Origin of the sequence: Desmospora profundinema, from assembly GCF_031454155.1 — a bacterium.
Taxonomy (GTDB): Bacteria; Bacillota; Bacilli; order Thermoactinomycetales; family DSM-45169; genus Desmospora; species Desmospora profundinema.
This window is the reverse complement of the sequence record NZ_JAVDQG010000004.1, coordinates 114672-134992: the sequence shown is the minus strand read 5'-3', so window position 1 is coordinate 134992 and position 20321 is coordinate 114672. Positions and strand designations below refer to the sequence as shown.

Here is a 20321-nt window from a genome sequence, read left to right as displayed (position 1 = left end):
CATCCAGCCACATTTTCCCCTGTCTTCTTCCCGCCGCTTCAGGTATAATATCTCCGTCATGCCGTCAGGCACGATGGGTGGGAGAGGGTTCACATCATAAGGATGGACACACATTGAAAGGATGGTTGGAACACCGTTTTGAACTGAAGAACCATGGCAGTGACTGGAGACGGGAATGGACTGCGGGGATGACATCTTTTTTTACCGCGGCGTATATCATCGTAGTCAATCCTCTGATTTTACAAGATGCCGGAATCCCGATTCACGCCGGTACCGTAGCCACAGTGACCGTCTCCGTCCTGGGTTGTCTCCTGATGGCATTCTGGGCCAACGCCCCCATCATCCTCATCCCAGGCATGGGCGTCAACGCCTTTTTTAGTCATACCTTGGTCCAATCCCTCGGTTTGGATTGGAAAGAGGGATTGGCCGCTGTCACCTTGTCCGGGATCTTGTTTTTGGTTGCGGCAACCACTCCCTTGGGCCGCAAGTGGGCACAAGCCGTTCCCCCTTCGCTGCAAAACGGCATCACCGCGGGAATCGGCCTGTTTCTCACCTTTATCGGACTGCAAAAAGCAGAGTGGATTCGACCAGACGCGGATACGTTTATCGCCCTGGGTGATTTTTCTCGTCCAGTTGCCTGGATTACCCTTGTCGGTCTGGTCGTGACGATGCTCCTCTACGCCAGAAGGACAACCGGGTCCCTGTTGATCGGAATCGCCGTCACCGCCGGCCTCTCGCTGGCTGTGGGAGTGACGGGGGAAGCCGCTTCGGCTCCAAACGTGACTGCTTGGGGCGGGGTTGTCGGACAGCTTCACATCCCCTGGCTATCTGTCGCTTTTTGGGCCGCTGTAGGTTCGATGACGATGATCGTCGTCTTTGAAAATATAGGGCTGCTCAATGGCATGCTCCCCAGTCCAGAACAATTTCCGCGCGCTTACCAAGCCACCGCTGTTTCAACAGTGGCATCCGGCATGCTGGGAACCAGCCCCGTCATCGCATCAGCGGAAAGCGCCTCCGGAATTGCGGCAGGCGGCCGTATTGGATTGACCAGCCTGGTGACGGCCATCGGTTTTGGCTTGTCTTTGATGATCCTCCCTGTGATTGGAGCGATCCCTCCCCATGCAGCGGCTCCTGTGCTGATCGTGATTGGGGCGCTGATGATGCAAAGCGTGCAGCGAATCCCGTTCTCCGATTTTTCCGAGGGATTCCCCGCTTTTCTTATCATCGCCTGCATCCCGTTAACGTCCAGTATCGCCGACGGGCTGGCTTTGGGCTTTATCGCCTATCCCTTGGTAAAAGGGGCGATGGGACAACGACGACAGGTATCCCCCTGGGTTTACCTGATCGCGGGACTCTTCCTGGTCCACATGGTAGCGGGATCCTTGATTCACTGATAATAAAAAACCCCGGCTTCCAACTTTCGTTGGTTCGCTGGGGTTTTTCATTCCACTCGATGGAGTGATTTTTTGGCCTACTTCAGCGCCTTAGCCAGATTGTCGGCATTGGCGTTCATCAAGGAGAAATAATCCTCCCCCGCTTGTTCCTGCTCTTTCGTCAAGCCTTCCAGCGGATTCAGAACGAGTGCCTCGGCACCCACCTCATTCTGGACGGTTTTCGCCACTTTTCCGCTGACCAGGGTGTCAAAGAAAATATAGTGGACATCATGCTTTTTCGCCGTGTCAATGATCTCCTTCAACTTCTTGGCGCTGGGCTCATCAGAGGGTGACAAACCGGATACGGCAACCTGCTTCAGGCCATAACGCTCAGTCAAATAAGCGAAGGCGGCATGGGAAACGATAATGGTGTCTTTTTCCCCCTGCTCTACCGCTTCTTTAAACTTCGCGTCCAACTCGTCAAAACGGGATTCCAACTCGTTATAATTGGCTTCATAGATCTTCCGGTTGTCCGGGTCCTTTTCAATGATGGCATCGCGGATGGCGGCCGCCATTTGCTTGCCCCGGTTGGGATCCAGCCACACATGGGGATCATAATCGCCATGTTCGTGATCGTGAGCGTGTTCATCCTCCTTGTGGGACGCCTCATCGCCATCGGCGTGTTCTTCATCCCCGTGAGACGCTTCATCGTCATGGGCGTGTTCATCCTCTTCATGGGACGCCTCATCATCATGGGCGTGTTCCTCGTTGTACTCCAACAGATCCACGCCTTCAGACAGGTCCAGTACCTGCGTTTTTTCACTGTCCAAAAGAGGTTTGGCTTTGTCGATCCAACCTTCAAAGCCGGCCCCGTTGTATAGGAAAATATCTGATTCGCTCATTTTGGCCAGTTCTTTGGCTGTCGGCTCAAAGTCGTGGGGATCCACTCCCGCCGGAACCATGTTAGTCACTTCCACCTGATCGCCGCCGATCTTTTGCGCAAAATCAGCTAGAGGATACAGGCTTGCATGGATCGACAGCTTCTCTCCCGATTGCGCCTCCGGTTCACCAGAGCTGCAGCCGGCAACCACCATGGCTGTAATGATCAATAAAATGGTAAACGACTGGGTCTTCCTCAAAGCTCTCACTCCCATCCAAAATCAATACTCCGTTGCGACTTTTCTACATCTATTATAGAATGAATCCGATTTGGTGTAAATCGAAATGTTTACGATTCTACCTTTTTCCTATAACCAAATACGGGTAAAAAGCATGGGTGTTTTCCGTTACAATATGGATAGGTATGCAAACTTGTCTCTCTTTTTTCGCATGATCCCGGTTTATCATCAATAGGATAATAGTAAATCCAGAGGACGGGAGGTCGGAGCGCATGTTAAAATGGTTGCGTGGATACAGTGTGGAGCTCACGGGTTTGTTCGTGTTGCTCGCCTTTCTTTACATGATCTTTTTTGGAATCGACGCCATCGCCCGTCAAGACTGGATGAACTCGTGGTCCCTGCCCGAGATGCCGGTGCAAGTTCAGACGGTGGCTACTATTTTCCTGAGTATCTTTATCGAAGGGATTCCTTTCATCCTGATCGGGGTGTTGGTCTCCGGATTGATTCACATCTATGTCAACGAAGAGACCGTTTGGCGTTGGGTTCCCAAGAATCCTTTCCTTTCGATCCCGTTCGCTTCTTGTCTCGGTCTGTTGCTGCCCGTTTGTGAATGCGGTGTGGTTCCCGTTACCAAGCGGCTGATCCAAAAGGGGCTGCCTTCATACATTGCCTTTACCTTTTTGCTTGCAGCCCCGGTGATCAACCCGGTTACCATCGTCTCCACATACATCGCTTTCGGCAATTCATGGGACATGACGTTCGCCCGCTTATTGTTGGCCGCCTGGGTTGCCTGGGTGATGGGAGCGTTGTTCCTGTGGTTTTTCAAGAAAGATGTGCTGAAGCCGGAACCTACATCCGACGATCATCACCATCACTGTGAGCATGAGCACACCCATCATCACGAATCCCACGATCACGGCAGCCATAAAGGAGACCGCTTCGGACATGCGTTGTACCATTCGGTCTTTGAATTCATGGACATGGGCAAGTATTTTGTGTTGGGTGCCTTGATTGCCGCCTCCTTTCAAACCTTTGTCGGAATGAGCGCCATCCGCGATTTTGCCCAGAACGAATGGTTGGCCATCCTTCTGATGATGGGATTGGCTTTTGGAATGTCCCTCTGTTCCTCCGCTGATGCATTTGTGGCCGCCTCCTTCCGAACCGCGATGGGACCGGCTCCCTTGCTGGCCTTCATGGTGTATGGACCGATGCTGGATCTGAAAAATGTATTAATGATGTCCGGCACCTTCAAACGGAATGTCATGCTGTTCTTTATCGCCGGATCGACGTTGTTGACTCTCGTTGTACTGGGACTGTACATGATCTTTTGGCCTTAAAGGAGTGGATTTGACATGGGCGCATTATTCCGCATCATCATCTGTTTTGGGACCGCCCTGATGCTGATGACCTTGATCGTAACCGGACGAATCGGGCTGTTCATCAATCCGCGGCTGCTTCCTTTTGTCCTGGTGGGCACCGTGCTGCTCGTGTTATTGGGATTGGTCCAAGTATGGAATGCCAAAAGCCCCGCGCTGCACCCGGTGGGCAAGTGGGGCTATCTGATGCTGCTGTTGCCCGTCGCTACTTATTTATTTGCCCAGCCTGGCGCCCTGGATGCTTCCATGGCCACCAAGAAAGGGGTCAACTATCTCTCTCCCGAAGCCATGCAGACACAACAGCGCGTATTGAGCAAAGAGGAGACCGAGCTTCGGCAAGGGGAACGGAGTCGCGAAGAGTGGGACGACCGCTCCCTGCCCGATGATGACTCTGCATGGGATGATCCTCCAGAGGAAGACGTAATCGACGTCAATCCCTACTATGACGATCTGATCAAAGAGTTGAAGAACGCTCCACTCATCACCCTGGATGACGATCATTACATCGATCGGCTCACCACCATTCAGATGTACAACAGTGAACTGAGCGGTAAACCAACCGAGGTGAAAGGGTTTGTCTTTCGGGCGGACAACATGCCCGATGACGTCATCCTGGTGTCCCGCTACGCCATGACTTGCTGTGCTGCCGACGCCAGTGTAATCGGAGTGTTCGCCTCTTTTCCCGGCTCTGACACGCTCAAAGAAGGGGATTGGATCGAAGTAAAAGGCCCCCTCGGAGAGACGACGATCGATGAAAGCCGTGTCCCTCTGGTGGAAGCGGACGGATACCGGGAGATCGAAGCGCCGAAAGATCCCTATGTCTACGCCAATTACTAAAAAATGAGTCTGTCAAATATCAAGGAAATCGCTTTGTCGAAAAGGGTCATTCTCTCGGTAAAATGGCATACCCTGGACAACCTCCTAAGCAATCGCTCGATGAGTGATTGCTTTTTTCTTGGGATGCAAAGGTAGAATCTGCGTGATGATAAAAGGAGTTCTCTTGTAAAATTTTTTATTATATTCGGTATATTGGAGATAATAAAAGAAAATGAAAGATTACCAACGAATACAGGTCGTTATCTATTGAAATTCTTTGTTGCATTTTGTTGAAATTTAATTGATATTATAATCATCAATGATTTACATTTTATTGATATCCAGTATGGAAAAGGGGTGTAAACTTGCAGATAACAAAAGAAGAATCAAATCCCAATAGCGGCCGAACCCTATCCAAAAGTCAATTGGAGCGCTACTCTCGGCAGATTTTACTTTCGGAAATCGGGGTTCGCGGGCAAATGAAGCTGAGGGAATCAAAAGTAGCCATCGTCGGGGTCGGCGGACTCGGTTCACCAGCCGCTCTCTACTTGGCTGCAGCCGGTGTGGGGGTGATCGGCCTTATTGACGCGGATCGCGTGGACTTGTCCAATTTACATCGACAGATCCTGCACGATGATCATTATCAAGGAAAGTCCAAAACGCAATCCGGTCGACATCGATTGGAAAATGTCAATCCAGAAGTCCAAGTTGTCGAGCATCCTGAGTGGCTCACCTCGAAAAATGCAACCGAAATATTATCCGGCTACGACGTCGTTGTCAACGGCTGTGACAACTTTCCTACCCGATATCTGGTCAACGACGCATGCGTCCTTCTCGATAAACCGTTGGTGGATGCATGCATCCTGCGATGGGAAGGACACGTACAAGTATTTCGCAAGGGAAAAGGTTGTTATCGATGTCTTTTTCCTCATCCGCCGGAACCGGGGACTGTTCCGTCTTGCGCCGAAGCCGGCATCGTCGGTGCGGTTGCCGGAACGATGGGTTCGATGCAGGCGTTGGAAACAATCAAAATTCTGCTCCAATTAGATTCTGTACTGGATGAACATACCTTAACCTACCATGTTTTATCCGGGGAATTTTATAAGTTCCGCCGCATGAAGAGAAAAGATTGTCCCGTGTGCGGAGAGGAACCAACGGTTCATGCGCTGATGGACTATGAGGAGTTTTGTGGATTCACCCCATCGACGGCGTCCGAGCCGATCTCATCATCGTTTGAAATCGCATTGGAAGATGCCGTTTCCTATTACGGTGACGAGCAAACGATCTGGGTGGACGTACGAAAGCAAAAAGAATATATGTCGGGACATATCCCTAAAACCCTGCACCTTCCATTGGACGAGTTGCAGGAGCGATCCTCTGAACTTCCTGAGAAAAAGCGAATCATGCTGGTTTGTAAGAGTGGAAAAAGGAGCTTAAAAGCAGCGGAAATTTTAAATGATTGTGGATTTTCCCGCGTTTTCAGCCTGTCGGGCGGGATGTTGGACTGGGAAAATCGAGGTTATCCCATGAAAAATGGAACGGAGGAATGATGGATTGGATTTAAACTCGGAAGAAAAAGAACGTTTCGGTTGGCAGATCATGATTCCCCAGTTTGGGGAGGAATCACAAAAAAAACTGAAACAGTCGTCCGCCCTTGTGACACGTGTAGGCGGCTTGGGGGGACCGGCGGCGTTATTTTTGGCAATGGCCGGTATTGGTAAGCTGGTCTTGGCCCACGGCGGTCCACCGATCATGGGGCAAATGAATCGGATGATCCTCGCCCGATACGATACCGTAGGAAAAATATCTCCAGCGGTCACTGCATCCGATCATATCAAACAAATTAATCCCACCATTGAAACGGTGGTGATAGAAGACAACGTTCACCCTTCCAATGTGGAGTCGATGGTTTCACAGGTGGATGTCGTGCTGGACTGTCCCCCGACTTTTGAGGAACGGTATCTGCTGAATGAGGAATGCGTTCGTCAAGAAACACCGATGGTGGAAGCTTCGGTGTGCGGACTGGACGGCTACCTAACCAGCCTCAAACCCGGAATCACCCCTTGTCTGGATTGTTTGGGCTTTACCAGTCCTGAATGGAAACTGCCCTTTCCGATTTTAGGCGCCGTTGCGGGAACCATCGGCAGTTTAGCCGCCATGGAAGCCATCAAAATCATAACCGGCTATGGAACCCCGTTATATAACCAACTGTTGGTACTTGATGGGAGAAGCTCACGTACGAACAAGGTCAAAGTAAAACGGAATGACCACTGTCAAACATGCGGGAAACCCGTATATATTGCCTAACATTCTAAAGAAAAGAAAGGATGATCCATGATGGCACTGCCGATGGAACCCTTCAATGAACAAAAGACTGGGATGCCAAAAATAGGAGACCGTGCACCGGAGTTCAAAGCCAAAACCACTTTCGGGGACCGATCGCTGTCTGATTATCGAGACAAATGGGTCGTGCTCTTTTCTCATCCGGCTGATTTCACACCGGTGTGTACCACCGAATTCCTGGCCTTTGCAGAAAATTACTCCTCATTTGCCGACAGAAACGTCGAGTTAATCGGTTTAAGTGTAGACAGTCTTTCTGCTCATCTGGCATGGGTCAACAACATCCGTGAAAAAACAGGAACCGAGATTCCGTTCCCGGTTATTGCGGATCTGACGACCGAAGTGGCCAGAAAGTTTGGAATGATCCATGACCATGCCAGTGAAACGGCCACTGTCCGTTGTGTATTTGTAATCGATCCACAACAAATCATTCGGGCGATCATTTATTATCCGATGAATGTCGGTCGGAACATCAAGGAAATCCTGCGGCTGGTGGATGCTCTCCAAATGGCTGACAAACACTCGGTAGCCGCTCCCGCCAATTGGGAAAGGGACGAGCCTGTTGTGGTTCCTCCACCACAAAACGTGAACGATCTAAAAAAACGGCTGGATAGTCCCCAAGGTTGCGAAGTCACTGACTGGTATCTGGTCAAGAAAAAAATATGAGCCCTCAGGGAGAGATGGGACCATGATTCCGTTGACAGAGATCGACAAACAACAATTCGGTTGGCAGATGATGATTCCCGATTTCGGAGAATCCGCTCAAAAAAAGCTCAAGGGTGCCTCCGCTTTGGTCACCCGGGTAGGTGGCCTGGGCTCTCCTACAGCCCTCTATCTGGCCATGGCCGGAATCGGAAAACTGGTGATTGCCCATGGAGGAGTACCGGAATTAGGACATATGAATCGGTGGATCCTGTCCCCATATGAAGCGGTCGGGAAAACTTCCCCTGTTGAATCGGTATCCCGCTTTATTAAACAACTCACCCCTTCCATTGAGATTGTCACGATCAAAGAAAATGTAAATGAAGAGAACGTGGAAAACATGGTGGCTGAGGTGGATATCGCTTTTGATTGTCCCCCGTATTTTGAGGAACGAAAGGCGTTAAACCGGGAATGCGTTCGCCAAAACAAGCCCATGGTTGAAGCTTCCGTATGTTATGCAGACGGTTATCTGACGAGTATCAAACCGGGTGAAACACCGTGTTTGGAGTGCTTGGGGTTCCAAAGTGAGGAATGGAAACTGCCCTTTCCCATTATCGGTGCAGTCTCCGGCACCATGGGAGCCTTGGCAGCAATGGAAGGAGTCAAGATCATCACGGGGGTTGGCCAACCCCTCTATAACCAACTGATGGTTTACAACGGTGAAACGACCACTTTTCAAAACATCAAAGTAATACGGAACCCCGACTGTTCTGTCTGCGGTGAATTGGACAAAGGAGTGATGGGTTTATGATGGTGACTTTTTCTGCCAATGGACAACTGAGGGATGCGCTGGACACCCATGAATTGACGTTGGATCTACCTATGCGCGCTTCGTTGACGGAGGCAACCCTATTTCTTTCTAAACGTTTGGATCAAGAGACAAAAAAACTATTAATTGAAGAGGAAGCGATCCGGAAAGGGATTTTAATGGTCGTCAACGACGAAATGGTGATGGATTATCACACCCCTCTCCATGAAGGAGATCGGGTGAATATTCTGATGCCGATGGCTGGTGGCTGATCGGTGAGAAAAAAATGGATATGGCTGGCATTGTTTGTGATTATGCTGTCCGGATGCGGGAGCATGGAAGCACAACCCCGTGCTGAACTTCATATTTTCGCTGCAGCCAGCCTTGCTCCCTTTCTGGATGAGGCAAAGCAACAATATGAAGAGAAGACCGGTCAAAAGCTGATCCTCCATTATGCCGGAACTCATGTGCTGCGAACCCAGATTGAACAACGTGCACCGGCTGAAATACTGTTTGCTGCTCAGGAGTCGGATGTGATTGCCCTTCAAGAGCAAGGGTTGGTTCAACAGTACCTGCCCTTTGCCAAAACCGAGTTGATTGTGCTGGTGAGTAAAGAGAAGAGTAAAGAGATTGTTTCGATGAATGACTTAACGAAAAAGAACGTCCGGTTGGTCCTGGGGGAAGAAGGTTCTCCCATCGGCATGTACTCCCGGCAGGCATTGAAAAATGCGGAACAATCCGGTGATTTCGGCCATCACTTCTACCGGTCGGTCATGGAGAATCTCGTTTCAAATGAACATAGCGAACCAGAAGTGATCACCAAGGTTCGTCTGGGTGAAGCAGACGCAGGGATGGCCTACCGCTCTTCCTTGAACGAAGAGAATCAGAAGGATTTGCATACCTTCTCCATCCCCTCCGACTACGCCGTACAGCCGGAATATTTCCTGGTTAAGTTGACAACTGCGTCAAAAGAAGCAAACGAGTTCTTCGAGTGGCTCCAAAGCGAAGAGAGTGAAACAATCCTCGCCAAACATCATTTTCAGCCGTACTGACCGATAAAAAAGTGAGGGATTCTCGTTGAACCAAGAAACCATGACGTCCAAACATCCCCAAGAAACCCATCGGTTTGAAAAGTTCTCCCTTCCATTGGGGATGTTTTTTTTTCTTTTTGTCAGCTCCTTCACCATGCTCAGTTTCCTTTGCCTGCCCGTCCTATCGTTGTTTTTTTCCATTGATGTCGAAAATGTGCGAATGGCTTTGCAAAGCCCCCATGTTGTTTCTGCCTTTCAGATCAGTCTCTATACCACGACCATATCCGCAGGTCTGATCGTTTTATTCGGTACCCCGCTGGCTTATGCGATGGCTCGATACACCTTTCCCGGCAAAAATCTGGTCAACATTATTATCGATCTCCCCATGGTGGTTCCACCTTCGGTGGCGGGAATCGGTCTGCTCATGGCGTTCGGCCGAAGGGGGATCATTGGAGAACCCCTGTATCAATGGGGGATCTCGATTTCATTTACACCTCTTGCCGTGATTCTCGCACAGATGTTTATTGCCGCTCCGTTTTACATCAGAGCGGCCCGGGCGGGATTTGGAACCACCCATCAAGAGATGGAAGCCATGGCCCGTTCATTGGGAGCCAATTGGTTCCAAACGTTTTCCCGAGTCAGTCTACCGCTGGCACAACCTTATCTGATTTCTGGGCTGCTGACCAGCTGGGCTCGCGCATTGGGGGAGTTTGGGGCCACGATTATGTTTGCCGGAAGCTTTATCGGCAAAACGGAAACGATGCCTCTCGCCATTTATTCAGCTATGCAGAGCGATATGCAAGTGGCGATTGTTCTGGCTGCACTACTGTTGACCATCAGTATCACCTTGATGTTTTGTGTTCGTCTCATCACTTTGAGAAAGGATCTTGTGTGATGTATGTAGATGTGAAAAAGCGATATGCCGATTTCCGATTACAAGTGCGGACAAACTTTCATGAGGGGATTACCGTTCTGGCCGGTGCAAGTGGGAGTGGGAAGTCCACCCTCCTCAAAATGGTGGCTGGATTTATTAAGCCGGATGAAGGACAAGTCCAATTGGCCCGTCGGTTTTTATACCACAAAACCAGGGGGATCAATATCGCACCGGAAGGCCGGGGCATTGGCTATGTTCCTCAAAACTATCTTTTGTTTCCCCACCTTTCGGTGTTTGAGAATATGGCGTTCGGGCTTCGTGCAAGAGGCAGGATGACACAAAAGGAGATAAAAAGGAGGGTTATGGAAGTAGCCGAACTGTGCAAGATGAGTCATCTGCTGGACCGCCATCCAACCGATTTATCCGGAGGGGAACAACAACGGGTCGCATTATCGAGGGCGATCGTCATTGAACCGACTGTTTTGCTGCTGGATGAGCCGTTCTCCGCCTTGGATGTTCAAACGCGGCGATTGATTCGAACAGAGGTGAAGAGCATTCTCGAAACGGCTTCCATTCCGTCCATCCTGGTGACACACGATCCGATGGATGCATTAACTTTCGGAAATGAAATATACGTAATGGAAGACGGAAAGCTTGTGCAGAAAGGCCCGTTCCAAGAACTGAAAAGCCGACCTCGAAGTCGATTTGTTGCTGAATTTACCGGGTTGAATTCCTATCACGGGTTTGCAAAAAAGAAAGGCCCTAACTTGTTGTCTGTACAGCTGGAAAAGGGGGGATCCTTAATCGCGGTTGGAGAGAATGAGGGGCAGGTTTTGGTGACGATCGATCCGACCGATGTCGTTATTTCCAGCAAAAAATATCCAAACTCGGCTCAAAATTGTTTTCCGGTAACCGTGTTGGACATCACAGAAGATGGTTCTGGACGATCGCGATTAGTGATGAAGGGGGACCTGGAGTTGACAGCCAAAATCAGTGTTCAGGCATTGCAACATTTAAAAATCAAACCGGGAAATCCCGTATATGCCCAAATTAAAGCTACGGCCATTCGGGTAGAGCCGGTACGATGACACTTATTTTAGTTATGTTTTTCATCGGTCTACTGTTGGGATTTGTAGGGGCAAGCGGTGCCGGGTTTATCATTGCCATCCTGACATCCTTGTTTGGTATTCCTGTGCACATGGCGTTGGGAACCGCATTGGTATCGATCCTGTTTGCCACCCTTTCGGGCGCGGCAGGTCATTACCGCCAAGGAAATGTACACATGAAAACCGGAATCGTGATCGGATTGACCGGAGCCGTCGGTTCTTACGGCGGCTCTCAGGTAGCCCGATTGATTCCGGGTGACGTATTGATCCTGTTTACAGTTGTCATGCTGCTTTTAGCGTCTTTTCTCATGTGGTATCGCACGAGAATGAACCATCGACCCGCTCAGACAGTGGATGGCAGCCGTCATCCGATAGCGGCTCTGAGCGGAGTGGGGATCTTAACTGGATTTTTATTCGGAGTTTTTGGTATCGGGTTATCGCCTTTAATCCAGTTGGGATTGTTGTCCCTGATCGGACTGCCCCTTCGCCAAGCGGCGGGAACCACCTTATTGACCATGATCCCGATCGCATTTTTTGGTTCATTGGGTTACTGGCAAGCCGGTTATTTGGATTTCTGGCTGCTGTTACAAGTGAATGGCGGAATGATGAGCGGCTCTTATATTGGATCGAAATTTACGAATCGCGTTTCGAATCAAATCCTACGGGGGGTGATGGTAAGCATTCCGGCCATGGCAGCCATCATCATGGTGACGTTTCTCTTTTTATGAAAAAAGGAGAGGGTGACCCTCTCCCTTTTCTTCACTTTTGCCGTAACACTTGAGCGGGTTTGATTTTGGCCGCCTGTTTGGAATGATACCAACCGGCCACAGCCCCTCCGATCATGGCAGCCGAAAAAGCAATAACAAAAGGGAGCCAGTCGAGCCGAATCGGCAACGAAACTTCTTCAGTCGGCCCCGTATGATCCTGCAAATGAGGCGTCGTGTTGGAAACGGAAAAGTCGGGAGAGGGTAATTGTTGTAAACCGAGGGCACCGAGCAAACCGATTCCCACACCCACAAGTGCTCCGATACTGCTTAACAACACAGCTTCCGAAACAAAAATTCGGATCACTTGATTTCCTTTCCAACCAATCGCTTTCATAATCCCGACTTCCCGTCGACGTTCGTTGATCAATCCGCTTAAGGAAAACCACGCCAGGAGTACCCCGCCGATCAAGCCCACCGCCGCCGCAATGGTCGAAAACTGGGCGGATATCCTTCCGACGCCTCCCATCACTTGAACCAAACTATCCTCGCTAATGACGTTTAGCGGCCCGAGTTGATCCGTAAGCGATTTCGAGATGTCCTCCGCATCGGAAGCATCGGCCATCTGCACATATACTTGGTTTACGTCATCCTGATCCATCCCGGCCAACCGCTTCGCATCTTCGTAAGGAATGTACAGGTTGGCGGCAGTGGTTTGGTTTGTATTGGGAATTTCCACAATCCCGATAACCGTAAAAGTTTCCCCATCAATCTGTACAGGATCTCCCGGTTGAAGCTGATAAAAAGCAGCAAAGTGAAGGTCTGCCACCGCCACACCAGTTTCTCCCGGTGTAAAGGCTCGTCCTTTATCCATCCCGCTTTCCAACGCTTTTAGCGGACCCACCTCTTTTTCCAGCGGATCGACACCGGCAATGGTGGTATAACTGTCTTCACCAAAATCCCATAATTGAAGAACAGGTGACACATGGGCGACACCATCCGTACGACTGATGGTTCCAACTTCCTCCCGGGTAATCGTCTCCGTACCGAACGGCATACGGATGCCGCGTGTATTTTGATTGGGACCGTTTCCTTCTGCCGGCCGGGTAATGACCATATCGGACTCCACTCCCTTTAATGGGAGCTTGGCTGATTCCTGATATCCGCGTCCCAGCACAGTCAGTGTGATAAATAAAGCCGTACCCAAGGCAATCCCTGCAATTACCCCTGCCGTTCTCCACATCCGGTGTTGAAACTGAGAAAACAGATAGTTTTTCATTTTGCATCCCCACTGATTTCACTCAGCACCTGATCCAAGTCGTCGATCGTCCATTGACCGTTTTCTACCATAAATGAGCCGGACCCTTCTGGAAAACTGTAAAAGGTGACGGTTTTCCCATTCACCTCATGTTCCATCGTTCCATTGATCCAAATGGCAATGGGGGTATGCCCCTGAAGGTCGCGTTCTTCCGCGATCTGTTTCCCTTCCTCGGAGTCCATGGTGAAAAAATGGGCATCGATCTGGTGGCGGTCCATCACTTTTTTGACATCGTCGAGGATCCCTTGTACAGGAGGGTGATCCAGGTACAATACCACGACATCTTTTTCGTCAAGGGATGTTTTTGTCGGTTGACTCTCCTGGCTGCATGCCATCAGAAGGAGAACGGGAACGACAACCATCAGGATCAGACTAATTGGCCTTTGCGTTCGTCCATTCATCGATCACCCTCCCATCCTCCATACGAATGATACGATCCGCAGCAGCTGCCACATGAGCCTCATCGTGCGTAACCACTACCAATGTCACATTGTTTTCTCTTTGAAGCCGCTGAAATAACTGCAAGATCTCATCACCGGTTTTACTGTCCAAATTCCCCGTCGGTTCATCGGCCAGAATCATAGAAGCATCGTTAACCAACGAGCGGGCAATCGCAACCCGTTGCTGTTCCCCGCCGCTGAGCTGGCCGGGCCGGTGATCACTTCGGTGAGACAACCCGACTTGTTCCAGGCAAGTCTGTGCCTTTTTCCGCCTCTGATCCACGGAGATATTTTTTTCAGGATACAGCGGAAAACACACATTTTCCAACGCTGACAGGGTGGGAATCAGATTAAAACTTTGGAAGACGAGTCCGATGTTATCCCGTCTCCAAAGAGCCAGCTCATCTTCTGTCAAGGAAGTGATCGACTGATCGAAAAAGGTAATCTCCCCTCGGTCGGGACTTTCCAAGCCCGCCAAAAGGGATAACAGCGTACTTTTCCCCGAACCCGACCGGCCCAGAATCGCTAAAAATTCTCCTCTTTCTATCGTCAAGTCCACCTGATCCACTGAAGTGACGGATCCGTATGTTTTTGTCAGCTGTTCCGCTTTCAACATTTCACTCACTTTTTAGCACCTCCGCCGGTTTAATATTGGAGATACGACGGGCTAACAACAAGCTGGCAATACTTCCCCCTGCCACGCATAGGACCAGCGCCAAGAGTGTAATAGACGGGCTTATATTTGCTTCCATCGGAACCGTGATCGCCATTTCCTCTGCTCCGTCCCCTAAAAAATGAGGCGTCGGGCTTAATTCCCATGGAACGGGCACCGTCACTTCTTGCGTACCCAGCCCCCAAGAAATAACCCAGGCGAGAAAGATCCCAACCATCCATCCCAAACAGGTAAGCACCATCGTTTCCGTATACAATTGAATGGTAATCTCCCGGCGTTTCCATCCAATGGATCGCATTAACCCGATTTCCTGCCTTCGTTCCCAAATGTTTGATGACACCGTCCGGAGCAAGCTGGCAAGAGCGATAAACAATCCGGCCAAACCGACCAGGACGCCAAATCGGTCGACCAATTGAAAAGTGGCTCCCAAAATCTCTTCAAACGAGTCGGGAGTCGTTACCAACGCATGCTTGCCCAAAAGTTGATCGATTTCAGATGAGACTTGCGGAGCGTCTTGCGGGTTGGCTTTTACAAACAACAGGTTGGTGATGTCAGGCTCCACTTCATAGAGATTAATCACATTGGGAGCTTCCCGAGTCATCTGTTGTGCTTCCTCGATGGGGATATAAACATTGGCGTTGGCCACCTGGCCGACACGGCTGGTATCCACCAGCCCGACAACCTCAAAGGATTCTTGGTTGACTAGGATGGAGTCACCGACATCCAGCTGATTCTGGCTGGCATAGCTGGTATCGACGACGGCGTGTTTCTTGTCGTCTTCACGAAGAAAGCGTCCTTCCCGGACTGCTGTTTTCAGTCGTGCCGGACCGATGTTGGTAACCGGATCGATTCCCAATGTGACCAGGAAGCGTTGATCTCCTTCAAAAGACCAGAAAAAGAGTGCTTCGGTCGTTTTTTCAACACCGGGAATCCGTTGAATGGACTGAATCTCTTCACTGCGAAGAGGGGCCGTGGAGTGAGGAAACACAATGCCGACAAAATCCTTCGGAACCTTTCCTTCCCTCTGAGCGACAATATCAGCTCCGATTTCGGTCAGGGGAGCTCGGGACGCTTGGTGATAGCCTTCCGAGTACGATTGTAAGCTGACAAACAAGGCCACACCGATTGCCACACTTAAAACCGCAATCAGCGTCCGTTTAAAACGGTTCGTAAGCTCTTGCTTGATATAATGCGGATGGATCATAGAATCGGATCCCCTCCTTTTAATCAATTCAACGAAAGTAATGCCCCCTCCAACTCCAAAACCCGATTCATTCTATGTATCAAAGTCAAAACGACAGATCCGACCCATCTCGGATTGAAACATCTCTTAAGCTAAGTAAAGGATCAACCTCTACAAAACCAGTATATAACAATCCAGGCATAGGGGTATCCAAAATTATTGAACAAATTTAAATAACTTCCCGAAAACGAGCAAAATGGTGACAAACCGGACATGTAGAACGAAAAAAAGCGCCGTGCAACTCGCACACGGCATTATTTTCAACCCTATTAACGCTTCTTTGCTACGAATCCGTCCGCTGCATCCAATGCCGCCACATCGCGTACAATTGCATCCATGTCCGGTTGAAGGCCATCGTGAGTCATCATGATGCGCCCCGAGGGATCCATCACGTAAAAACGGGTGGAATGGTCAATCGTCAACGGTTCGGTGTCAGTGGCAGGAGACGCCTTAATCGGTGCTCGGAATGCCGATTGCAGGAACCGATGCATCACTTCCGGGTCATCATGGGTGAGGAAGTTCCAGTTGGAAAAGTCAGCCCGCAGGTTGCTCCCAAACTGCTTCAATACTTCCGGCCGGTCATGAACCGGGTCCACGCTGAATGTCACCAATTCCACGTCTATCCCCTCCTCTTTCAGGCGTTCCTGAACGCGGGAGAGGTTGGCCGTCATCGGGGAACAAACATCCGGACAACGGGTGAACACGAGGTTGGCAATCCAGATTTCCCCCTCCAGATCGGAAAATCCAAATTCTTCTCCATCCTGATTAGTATACGAGAACTCCGGAATGGGTTCACTGTTGATTCCGGCCGGATCCGTCGTTCGGGTCACCGGTTGCGGGGAATCGTCCAGCCACCACCAACTTCCCACCACGATCACTGCCACAGCCAGTGCCACCCAAATACTCCATTGCCGTCCACCTTGCATCGAGATCCCCCTTTTCAATGGGGAAAGGGCGTCTTGAAGTTACGGTACGGACACTTCTACGGCATCCATCATGTGACTGCCCCGGGCCGTGACATGAACCATCACCTGATAATCACCCGCTTCGGGAAACGTGTACATTCCTTGGTAGACACCGTCCACCAATGCAGTCTCCACTTTTTCCCGCTCGTCTTCGGAAGCACCTTCCGGCCCGATTTCAAAGCGGACGACATGGGCGTCTTCCACTGCTTCCCCGTTCTGGATGATGGCCGCTCGGACAGCGGTCTCTTCTCCCGCCTGCACAGGTTCCGGCTCAACCGTCACATCCACCTTCAGGGTTGCTTCCACGTCGGATTCAGCTCCTTGTTGCTGTCCATGATCGCTATGCCCGTTGGTGTGATCCTCATCCGTGGAGCTGCCGCAGGCGGTTAACGCCACCACCCCGATGGCAACAAACAAAAGACGCAGCCCTTTCCATCGCATGGTCTTCATCTTATCGAGTCCTTTCCATTCCAATCTATGGACGTGCTTCCACGATTATTCCTGTCCCGTGGAACAGCAGGAATGCCCCTCCATCTCCCGTTGAACCCGGTTCAGCGCTTCTTCGAAGGAGAGTACCTCTTCTGCAAATCCCCGAACAAAACGTTTCGCATCTTCCAAGCGTTCAAAGTTGAGAACTTGGGGTTTGCAACAGCGAACGTCCACTTCACTTCCCATTACAAACCAAGCCAGCCGTGCGCTGATGGTGGTGTTGGTGATAAAGTCCTGACACACCGCCTGGGCCACCTGTCCTTCCGCTTGTTGATGGCGAAGCAGTCCACAGTGACTGCAACAAGCCGTCTCCACCCGGTTGTCCGATAAAATCAGGCGATAGGCCAAGCGAAGGTCGATCTGGCGGCTGCACAACACACAACCATGGCTTTGAGAAGGAGCGTAAGAGACGGCATTCCCTTGAACCAGCGTGATTCCGCCGTAGACCTTCTGAACCAAGCCTTCCTCCACCAGTGGTTGAATATCCCGGTAAACCGTCATCTCCGAAACGTCCAGCTCTTTACTCAGCTCACTGATCTTCATATTACCGTGTCGGCGGATCAATTGTCGGATCCGCTCCTGCCGTTCGTGAGGCAACATCCATATCCCCCTCCTTTGGCGTTTTTCAGCGTTTACGGAACAAGGCGATCATGGAGAGAAGAAGAGCCAGACCCGCCAGCCCCATGGGCCACCCATTTTCACCTGTTGCTGCAGTAGGTTCCTCCTCTTCATCCACAGCGGAGGGCTGTTCTTCCGTCTCCTCGTTTTTTGCCTCTTGATCGTCATGACCATGGCTGTGACCTTCCCCCTGCTCGATCACCGTGATGGAAGCCGGTTCCTTATCACTCGGTTCACCGACCCAGCGAACCTCGGAGTCATCTTCGTATGTCTGGATCGCTTTCCAAGCCACTTCACCCGGTTTATCGGGATTTGCTCCCACGAAGGAGAATTCCATAAATTCATGTTCCCCGATGCCGCCCTTGGCAGCGGTCCAAGTGATGGAAGCCACTCGCCCATCCTTCCGATCCAAGGAATAGTCCCATTCCGGTACCGGCATCACCGACACCACACGGACTTCCTTCGGGATCTTTAGTTTCACTTCGGTGGTGTTGACCTTTTTTTCCACCGGCACCCGAACGGTATACTTTTCATAAGCACCCGTCGTACTGACACCCGGCTGCACCGTTACATGGGCGTAAGTAACCGCCGGAACGCTAAAAAACAGGGCCAACGCCAACAGACTGACAGACATCAAACGCTTCACGATACTCCTCCTCCAGGTACAAATATCCGATCCATCCAGCGGATTTCCTCCCCTTGCGACAAGGTCGCCCGTACTTCCACTTCCCAAACGCCCACCATGTTCAAGGGGATCTCTGCCTGATACCGGCCGGATTCCGTCCGATCCGCCTCGATGGGATCCAACTTCATCTCATGCTCCGGCATGTACAGACGAACCTCCACCCGCTCCGGTTCCCCGGTCATTTCCGTGTCCCACGAAAATGTCAGGGTTTGTGTACCGATATGAAGCCTGGAAATATGCAATTCCGCCGGAACCGCCGCTTCCTCCGATTGCAGTTCCTGTACATGAGGACGTTCCGGCAACGGATACGGTAACTGGCTCATCCAGACTCCCGCCAAGAGAATTCCCACCCCCACTACCCACTCCAAACGGACTGGCAGCCGCGGCAAAACAGCGGGACGTTGGGACCACTTTCGGGACAGAGCCCAACCCAGAAACAGCATCAATAAGGTCAGCACGATTTTAGTCCATAGCAGATAAGACCAGAGCGTTCCCGCCGTAAAAGCGAAGATTCCATCTGTTTGCAGAACGACCATCACCAGCCCGCTGATGATCGCAAGCAGGGCCGCCCCGATGGCCACCCGCCCCATAAAAGGACGGAATGTGCTCCAGTCCCATGAGCGGTGATGACGTTTGATATGCCAACCAGCCAGCAACAGGTAGCTAAGCCCCCCCACCCACCATGCGACAGTCCATAGATGGCCCACTCGTACGGCAGCAGCGGTCCAGGAACTTTCCATCCCCCAGATATGGCCGCCAAAAGCCGGAGAGGCAGCCAAAACGGCCCAAACTCCCAGATACCAGCCATTGGTCATATCGGGAACCGCCAGCAGCAGCAACAAAACCAATTGTATAAACAACACGACGACTGCCGGAGATTGAAACACCAAATCCCAACGACCTTCCCATATCAATGCAAACAGAGAAGGGCCCGGCAAGACAGCGGAGTAGCACACCATGCTGAGGATCATCCCCACCACGATGGCCCCCCCGCCCCACAGCCGTCCCCGTCCCAGCAATCCAGCGAAATCCGGCAATCCCCTACGGGCAGCAAAATAAGCAGTCCAGTAGATCCCTGCTCCGACAAGGAGCAGGCCCACCACGCCGAACCGGGAGAGAATCAACCCTATATGCGCCCAATCGGAACCGGTGGGGATGGTAACGGTTTCATCACTTTCCTCTCCCACGGAAAAGGAAAAGCTCCCCTCCACAGGGTGACCGTCGGCGGAAACCACATTCCACACTACCGTGTAGGTACCGTCCCGCAACATCGGCAGCTCCCGCGTGATCGTTGCAGTCCGTTCACCGGATTCTCCTTGCGGCAGTTTGATTTGATGCCCGTTCCAATCAAAGAGCAGTACCTCGCCGCGATCCGGCTCCAGCACCTCACTAAACGTAAGCACCAATTTCTCCGGCGCTGCCGCAACCACCTCCCCATCGGAGGGATTGGTATCCAAAAGCGCCGCATGAGCAGAGATAGAAGGAGGCACCGCAAACAGCAGTACCATCGTCCATATCAGAAGTGCCAATCCTTTTTTCATAGCCGGACCCCCAGCCACCTCCTAAAGACAAATGCTTTTGATGGATTTTGTTTGAATATCACAACAGAAAACAAACTCATATCGAGTGTACCTTTTTCACTATATCCGTTCAATGAACCTTTTGATCGCTTCTGTGAAAATCTGTTGACGTTTCATTGAAA

Annotated in this window: 22 protein-coding genes; 12 read left to right on the top strand and 10 right to left on the bottom strand. The window is 51.0% G+C overall.

The window, feature by feature from the left end; all coding sequences use genetic code 11:
• The first annotated feature begins 113 nt into the window (after window positions 1-113).
• Entirely contained in the window at window positions 114-1394 is a 1281-nt protein-coding gene (locus JOE21_RS09675) for an NCS2 family permease (protein ID WP_309865315.1), read from the top strand.
• Window positions 1395-1471: 77 nt separating this feature from the next.
• Here the strand turns inward: JOE21_RS09675 and JOE21_RS09670 are convergent, their stop codons facing one another.
• A complete protein-coding gene (locus JOE21_RS09670) occupies window positions 1472-2512 on the bottom strand; it encodes a metal ABC transporter solute-binding protein, Zn/Mn family (RefSeq protein WP_309865312.1) in 1041 nt (346 codons plus the stop codon).
• Between the two features lie 251 nt (window positions 2513-2763).
• Here JOE21_RS09670 and JOE21_RS09665 point away from each other — a divergent pair, with 251 nt between their 5' ends.
• The 11 genes from JOE21_RS09665 (at window position 2764) to JOE21_RS09615 (ending at window position 12212) form a co-directional block, all read left to right on the top strand.
• Window positions 2764-3828, top strand: coding sequence for a permease (locus JOE21_RS09665; protein ID WP_309865309.1), 1065 nt, complete (start codon window positions 2764-2766; stop codon window positions 3826-3828).
• A gap of 15 nt (window positions 3829-3843) precedes the next feature.
• On the top strand, window positions 3844-4704 hold the full coding sequence (locus tag JOE21_RS09660) for a TIGR03943 family putative permease subunit (protein WP_309865307.1): 861 nt from the start codon (window positions 3844-3846) through the stop codon (window positions 4702-4704).
• A gap of 344 nt (window positions 4705-5048) precedes the next feature.
• Window positions 5049-6233: a ThiF family adenylyltransferase gene (locus JOE21_RS09655; protein WP_309865304.1), complete on the top strand. Its 1185-nt coding sequence runs from the start codon at window positions 5049-5051 to the stop codon at window positions 6231-6233.
• A 4-nt stretch (window positions 6234-6237) separates the two neighbouring features.
• Window positions 6238-6990: a HesA/MoeB/ThiF family protein gene (locus tag JOE21_RS09650; protein WP_309865302.1), complete on the top strand. Its 753-nt coding sequence runs from the start codon at window positions 6238-6240 to the stop codon at window positions 6988-6990.
• A gap of 30 nt (window positions 6991-7020) precedes the next feature.
• Complete coding sequence (locus tag JOE21_RS09645) at window positions 7021-7689, top strand: peroxiredoxin (protein ID WP_309865299.1); 669 nt, start codon at window positions 7021-7023, stop codon at window positions 7687-7689.
• Window positions 7690-7711: 22 nt separating this feature from the next.
• A complete protein-coding gene (locus JOE21_RS09640) occupies window positions 7712-8476 on the top strand; it encodes a HesA/MoeB/ThiF family protein (protein WP_309865296.1) in 765 nt (254 codons plus the stop codon).
• Entirely contained in the window at window positions 8473-8745 is a 273-nt protein-coding gene (locus tag JOE21_RS09635; protein ID WP_309865294.1) for a MoaD/ThiS family protein, read from the top strand. The genes JOE21_RS09640 and JOE21_RS09635 overlap by 4 nt, the downstream gene beginning before the upstream one ends.
• A 3-nt stretch (window positions 8746-8748) precedes the next feature.
• Window positions 8749-9525 (top strand): molybdate ABC transporter substrate-binding protein, encoded by a 777-nt coding sequence (gene modA / locus JOE21_RS09630; RefSeq protein WP_309865292.1) that lies wholly within the window; start codon window positions 8749-8751, stop codon window positions 9523-9525.
• 25 nt (window positions 9526-9550) lie between these two features.
• Window positions 9551-10399, top strand: a complete 849-nt coding sequence (locus tag JOE21_RS09625; RefSeq protein WP_309865289.1) for an ABC transporter permease — start codon at window positions 9551-9553, stop codon at window positions 10397-10399.
• Window positions 10399-11466 (top strand): ABC transporter ATP-binding protein, encoded by a 1068-nt coding sequence (locus JOE21_RS09620; RefSeq protein ID WP_309865288.1) that lies wholly within the window; start codon window positions 10399-10401, stop codon window positions 11464-11466. Before JOE21_RS09625 ends, JOE21_RS09620 begins: the two co-directional genes overlap by 1 nt.
• Window positions 11463-12212, top strand: a complete 750-nt coding sequence (locus JOE21_RS09615; RefSeq protein ID WP_309865286.1) for a sulfite exporter TauE/SafE family protein — start codon at window positions 11463-11465, stop codon at window positions 12210-12212. The genes JOE21_RS09620 and JOE21_RS09615 overlap by 4 nt, the downstream gene beginning before the upstream one ends.
• A 31-nt stretch (window positions 12213-12243) precedes the next feature.
• Here JOE21_RS09615 and JOE21_RS09610 read toward each other — a convergent pair whose 3' ends face one another.
• From JOE21_RS09610 to JOE21_RS09570, 9 genes are all read right to left on the bottom strand, one after another.
• The gene (locus tag JOE21_RS09610) at window positions 12244-13467 is read right to left on the bottom strand and encodes an ABC transporter permease (protein ID WP_309865285.1); all 1224 of its coding nucleotides are present in this window, start codon (window positions 13465-13467) and stop codon (window positions 12244-12246) included.
• Window positions 13464-13907, bottom strand: coding sequence for a hypothetical protein (locus tag JOE21_RS09605; protein ID WP_309865282.1), 444 nt, complete (start codon window positions 13905-13907; stop codon window positions 13464-13466). The genes JOE21_RS09610 and JOE21_RS09605 overlap by 4 nt, the downstream gene beginning before the upstream one ends.
• Complete coding sequence (locus JOE21_RS09600) at window positions 13879-14562, bottom strand: ABC transporter ATP-binding protein (protein ID WP_309866062.1); 684 nt, start codon at window positions 14560-14562, stop codon at window positions 13879-13881. Before JOE21_RS09600 ends, JOE21_RS09605 begins: the two co-directional genes overlap by 29 nt.
• A gap of 1 nt (window position 14563) precedes the next feature.
• Window positions 14564-15823 (bottom strand): ABC transporter permease, encoded by a 1260-nt coding sequence (locus JOE21_RS09595; RefSeq protein WP_309865280.1) that lies wholly within the window; start codon window positions 15821-15823, stop codon window positions 14564-14566.
• 308 nt (window positions 15824-16131) lie between these two features.
• Window positions 16132-16788: an SCO family protein gene (locus JOE21_RS09590; protein ID WP_309865278.1), complete on the bottom strand. Its 657-nt coding sequence runs from the start codon at window positions 16786-16788 to the stop codon at window positions 16132-16134.
• A gap of 39 nt (window positions 16789-16827) precedes the next feature.
• Complete coding sequence (locus tag JOE21_RS09585) at window positions 16828-17277, bottom strand: FixH family protein (protein ID WP_309865276.1); 450 nt, start codon at window positions 17275-17277, stop codon at window positions 16828-16830.
• A gap of 45 nt (window positions 17278-17322) precedes the next feature.
• Window positions 17323-17916, bottom strand: a complete 594-nt coding sequence (locus JOE21_RS09580; protein WP_309865274.1) for a DeoR family transcriptional regulator — start codon at window positions 17914-17916, stop codon at window positions 17323-17325.
• Window positions 17917-17941: 25 nt separating this feature from the next.
• Window positions 17942-18580, bottom strand: a complete 639-nt coding sequence (locus tag JOE21_RS09575) for a YcnI family copper-binding membrane protein (protein ID WP_309865272.1) — start codon at window positions 18578-18580, stop codon at window positions 17942-17944.
• Window positions 18577-20160: a copper resistance protein CopC gene (locus JOE21_RS09570; RefSeq protein ID WP_309865270.1), complete on the bottom strand. Its 1584-nt coding sequence runs from the start codon at window positions 20158-20160 to the stop codon at window positions 18577-18579. Before JOE21_RS09570 ends, JOE21_RS09575 begins: the two co-directional genes overlap by 4 nt.
• Window positions 20161-20321: the final 161 nt, after the last annotated feature.

Bases quoted from the DNA above. Each gene is read 5' to 3' on its own strand.
- JOE21_RS09610 (WP_309865285.1), bottom strand. From the start codon at position 13,467: ATGAAAAACTATCTGTTTTCTCAGTTTCAACACCGGATGTGGAGAACG.
- JOE21_RS09570 (WP_309865270.1), bottom strand. From the start codon at position 20,160: ATGAAAAAAGGATTGGCACTTCTGATATGGACGATGGTACTGCTGTTT.
- JOE21_RS09645 (WP_309865299.1), top strand. From the start codon at position 7,021: ATGGCACTGCCGATGGAACCCTTCAATGAACAAAAGACTGGGATGCCA.
- JOE21_RS09580 (WP_309865274.1), bottom strand. From the start codon at position 17,916: ATGTTGCCTCACGAACGGCAGGAGCGGATCCGACAATTGATCCGCCGA.
- JOE21_RS09635 (WP_309865294.1), top strand. From the start codon at position 8,473: ATGATGGTGACTTTTTCTGCCAATGGACAACTGAGGGATGCGCTGGAC.
- JOE21_RS09590 (WP_309865278.1), bottom strand. From the start codon at position 16,788: ATGCAAGGTGGACGGCAATGGAGTATTTGGGTGGCACTGGCTGTGGCA.
- JOE21_RS09585 (WP_309865276.1), bottom strand. From the start codon at position 17,277: ATGAAGACCATGCGATGGAAAGGGCTGCGTCTTTTGTTTGTTGCCATC.
- JOE21_RS09595 (WP_309865280.1), bottom strand. From the start codon at position 15,823: ATGATCCATCCGCATTATATCAAGCAAGAGCTTACGAACCGTTTTAAA.
- JOE21_RS09620 (WP_309865288.1), top strand. From the start codon at position 10,399: ATGTATGTAGATGTGAAAAAGCGATATGCCGATTTCCGATTACAAGTG.
- JOE21_RS09665 (WP_309865309.1), top strand. From the start codon at position 2,764: ATGTTAAAATGGTTGCGTGGATACAGTGTGGAGCTCACGGGTTTGTTC.
- JOE21_RS09615 (WP_309865286.1), top strand. From the start codon at position 11,463: ATGACACTTATTTTAGTTATGTTTTTCATCGGTCTACTGTTGGGATTT.
- JOE21_RS09660 (WP_309865307.1), top strand. From the start codon at position 3,844: ATGGGCGCATTATTCCGCATCATCATCTGTTTTGGGACCGCCCTGATG.
- JOE21_RS09605 (WP_309865282.1), bottom strand. From the start codon at position 13,907: ATGAATGGACGAACGCAAAGGCCAATTAGTCTGATCCTGATGGTTGTC.
- JOE21_RS09640 (WP_309865296.1), top strand. From the start codon at position 7,712: ATGATTCCGTTGACAGAGATCGACAAACAACAATTCGGTTGGCAGATG.
- JOE21_RS09600 (WP_309866062.1), bottom strand. From the start codon at position 14,562: ATGTTGAAAGCGGAACAGCTGACAAAAACATACGGATCCGTCACTTCA.